Below are 3,513 nucleotides of genomic sequence, written 5' to 3' on the forward strand. Positions count from 1 at the left end.
CCCTGGTAGGCGACCACGATGCTGTTGGGGTTGGCGCGCTTGGCGGCGGTGGCCACTGCCGGGGTGCGCCCGTGCGCCGCCTGGATGTTCCCCACGTCGAAATAGTAGTAGGCGAAAACGGAGCAGCCCACCGGACTGACGAACACGGTGCGGTCCTGCACGCCGAGGTCGGCGATGGCTTCGGCGATGAGCTTGTGCGCGACCCCGTGGCCGCAGCCCGGACAATAGTGGGTCTGGTGCTGAAGATCGGCCTTGCGCTCGTAGCGGTCGTAGAAGACCGGCGATTTCTGTTGCACGACCTTGTATTCCGACACTCGTTCCTCCTCAGGGCACCAGGGTGGCGACCTGCGCCAGGACGTGGTCCCGAACCTCTTCCACGCCGGGCACCGAGCCGCCCACGCGGCTGTAGAGCTCGACCGGCACGGCGCCGTTGACCGCCAGCCGCACGTCTTCGACCATCTGCCCGGTACTCATCTCGACGACCTGCACCATGCGGCAGCGGCGCGCGATGTGGGCCAGGGCCTGCGACGGGAATGGCCACAGGGTGATCGGCCGGAACAGGCCGGCCTTCACCCCGAACTTGCGCAGTTGCTCCACCGTCGAGCGCAGCACGCGCGAGACGATGCCGTAGCCCACCAGCAGGACCTCGGCGTCTTCCACCATGTAGGTCTCGTCGCAGGCTTCGACCTCGGCCGACTTGTACTTGGCCTCCAGCTTGCGGACATGCGCTTCCAGTTCCTCGGGCGTGAGATAGATGGAAGTGATCAGGTTCTTGCGGGTCTCCGCCGTTCCCTTCACCGCCCAGGGCTTGTCGGGGATGGGCACGTCGCGCTCCTCGATCTCCAGCGGCTCCATCATCTGGCCGACGAAGCCGTCGGTGAGCACGATGGCGGGATTGCGATAGCGGTCGGCCAGCTCGAAGGCCAGGATGGTGAGGTCGCACATCTCCTGCACCGACGCCGGCGCCACCACAAAGTTGTGGTAGTTGCCGTGGCCTCCGCCCTTGACCATCGCGAAGTAATCACTCTGCTCGGGGGCGATGTTGCCCAGCCCCGGCCCGCCGCGCACCACGTCCACGATCACGCAAGGCAGCTCGGAGCCGGCAAGATAGGAGATGCCCTCCTGCATCAGGCTGAGCCCGGGGCCGGACGAGGCGGTCATCACGCGCTGCCCGCAGGAAGAGGCGCCATAGACCATGTTGATGGCCGCGACCTCGCTCTCCGCCTGCACGAAGGTGCCGCCGATCTCCGGGATGTAAAGCGCGGCGGCCTCGGCGATCTCGCTGGCCGGAGTGATGGGATATCCGTAAAAGGCGCGGCATCCCGCCTGGATGGCGCCCTTGATGACGGCAACGTTGCCCTTAGACAGTTGCCGCACGGGCCACCTCCGCCGCCGGCGGCGTCACCAAGCGGAAGACGCTGATGGCGCCCGGCTCCGGACAGCAGTAGAAGCAGATGCCGCAGCCGGTGCAGCCCTCACCCTTGTAGTGGGCCGGGTGCACGCCGTAGCTGTTGAGCTCAGGCTCCAGCTCCAGGCACTTCGGGGGACACGACTCCACGCAAAGGCCGCAGCCCTTGCACTCGTTGCGGTCCACCTTCACCAAACCACGCGGGACTGCTGCCATGCTTCACCTCGAATTCAGACTCACGATCTCCGGGGGCCGGGCGAGCCACTTGGTGTGCTCGCAGTAGTCGTACAGCTCCTTGCGGAAATTGGGGTGGGCGATCTCGATGAGCGCCTCGGCGCGCTGCCGGATGTTGCGGCCATGCAGGTAGGCGACGCCGAACTCGGTGACGATGTAGTGCGCCGCACCGCGCGAGGTCACCACGCCCGCGCCCGGCGTCAGCATGGGCACGATGCGCGAGACCGTGTCGTTCTTGGCGGTCGCGGGCAGCGCGATGATAGGCTTGCCGCCCTTAGACCGGGTGGCGCCGCGGATGAAGTCCACCTGCCCGCCGATGCCGCTGTAGAACTGCGTTCCCATGGAATCGGCGCAGATCTGCCCGGTGATGTCGATCTGCAAGGCCGAGTTGATGGCCACCATGCGGTCGTTCTGCGCGATCAGCACCGGGTTGTTGGTATAGGCGTTGGGGTGGAACTCGAAGATCGGGTTCTCGTGCAGGTAATCGAACAGGTTCTTGCTGCCGAGGGCGAAGCCGAGAATGATCTTGCGCGGATGCAGGGTCTTGCGCCGGCCGTTGATGATCCCCTTGTCGATCAGGGGGATGGCGTTCTCGGCCAGCATCTCGGTGTGCACGCCCAGGTCCTTGCGGTCGCCGAGGAAGGTCAGCACCGCGTCGGGGATGCCGCCGATGCCCAACTGCAACGTGCAGCCGTCCTCGATCAGGGTGGCGACGTTGCGCGCGATGCGGGTGTGCAGGTCGGTGATCTCGACCTTCTTCAGCTCGCACAGCGGGCGCGTGTCCTCGACGATGGCGTCGATGTCGGAGATGTGGATGAAGCTGTCGCCGTAAGTGCGCGGCATGTGCCCGTTCACCTGGGCGATGACGTAGCGCGCTACTTTGGCGGCGGTGAGCGTGGTGTCCACGCCCACCCCGAAGGAGCAGAAGCCGTGCGCGTCGGGTGGCGAGACCTGCACCAGGGCCACGTCGATGGGCATCTCGCCGCTCTCGAACAGGGCCTCGATCTCGCTCAAGAAGATGGGGGTGTAGTCGGCGCGGCCGTCATTGACCGCGTCGCGCACGTTGCCCCCGATGAACATGGCGTTGTGGCGGAAGATGCCCTGCATCTCGGGCGCGATGTAGTCGGCCCGCCCCATGGTCATCAGGTGGATGATCTCCACATCTCGTACGAAAGGCGCCCGCTGCATCAGGGCGCCTACCAGGGTCTCCGGCTCTGCGCAGCCGGGCTGGATGTATACCCGCATGTGCGACTCCACGCATTTGAGCGCTTCGTCCGCACCCTTCACTTTCGCTTTATATGCGTCCATCCAGGACATCGTAGTTCCCTTTCCCACCCCACACTTATTGCTTGCGAGCGGCGGCTTGCGCACGCTCAAATCCGACCCCGGCGAAGTACAGCGCCCGGTCGAAGAATTGATCGACCAACTGGAACAGCTCGAGCTCCTGGAACAATTCCACCGGGCGGTCGGCCAGGGCCTCGCGGCTGACGTACTCCCAGAGGTGCTCCTTGGTGGCGACGATCATGAAGGTCAGTTGGCTCAGGCGTACGCCCTGGGCAAAGCGGCGCTCCCCGATGGCCACGTACCGGTGCTCGACGTCGGCCTCGGTCTTCTTCAGCAGCCATTCCCCCAGGTGGCGGTAGATTTCTCCCACCCGTTCCTTGAGCTCCTCGGGCGGGACCCGCGAGACGTAGTCAGTGGTGCGTTCGCTGTTCTGCAAACGCTCCCATAGGCCCTTGGCCAGCGCGTCCGAGTGGCTCTCGATCAACCGCACCAGGCGCCAGCCCAGCACGCCCAGCAGAGGGGGTTGGACGGGACTTGCGACCATAACGGCCTCCATCTGGGGGGCGGACGACTGCCTCCCCAGCCAC

Annotated in this window: 5 protein-coding genes; all 5 read right to left on the reverse strand. The window is 65.6% G+C overall.

Translation table 11 applies throughout. The annotated features are described in order from the left end of the window. Positions 1-314: hypothetical protein (locus tag VMS96_12745; GenBank protein HVP44294.1), on the reverse strand; the 314-nt coding region annotated here is incomplete at its 3' end. A 10-nt stretch (positions 315-324) separates the two neighbouring features. Next, a complete protein-coding gene (locus VMS96_12750; GenBank protein HVP44295.1) occupies positions 325-1,377 on the reverse strand; it encodes a 3-methyl-2-oxobutanoate dehydrogenase subunit VorB in 1,053 nt (350 codons plus the stop codon). Beyond that, positions 1,361-1,624, reverse strand: a complete 264-nt coding sequence (locus VMS96_12755; protein ID HVP44296.1) for a 4Fe-4S dicluster domain-containing protein — start codon at positions 1,622-1,624, stop codon at positions 1,361-1,363. Before VMS96_12755 ends, VMS96_12750 begins: the two co-directional genes overlap by 17 nt. A gap of 3 nt (positions 1,625-1,627) precedes the next feature. After that, positions 1,628-2,950 carry an acetyl-CoA hydrolase/transferase C-terminal domain-containing protein gene (locus tag VMS96_12760; GenBank protein ID HVP44297.1) on the reverse strand — a complete coding sequence of 441 codons (1,323 nt, stop codon included), beginning with the start codon at positions 2,948-2,950 and terminating at the stop codon, positions 1,628-1,630. A gap of 34 nt (positions 2,951-2,984) precedes the next feature. After that, positions 2,985-3,513, reverse strand: a 529-nt coding sequence (locus tag VMS96_12765; protein HVP44298.1) for a hypothetical protein, incomplete at its 5' end; no start/stop codon positions are given.

Source organism: Terriglobales bacterium (assembly GCA_035543055.1).
In the GTDB taxonomy this organism is placed as follows: domain Bacteria; phylum Acidobacteriota; class Terriglobia; order Terriglobales; family Acidobacteriaceae; genus JAIQFD01.

What these genes read in the sequence shown, in the direction of transcription:
- VMS96_12755 (HVP44296.1), bottom strand. Translation starts at nt 1,624, where the DNA reads ATGGCAGCAGTCCCGCGTGGTTTGGTGAAGGTGGACCGCAACGAGTGC.
- VMS96_12760 (HVP44297.1), bottom strand. Translation starts at nt 2,950, where the DNA reads ATGGACGCATATAAAGCGAAAGTGAAGGGTGCGGACGAAGCGCTCAAA.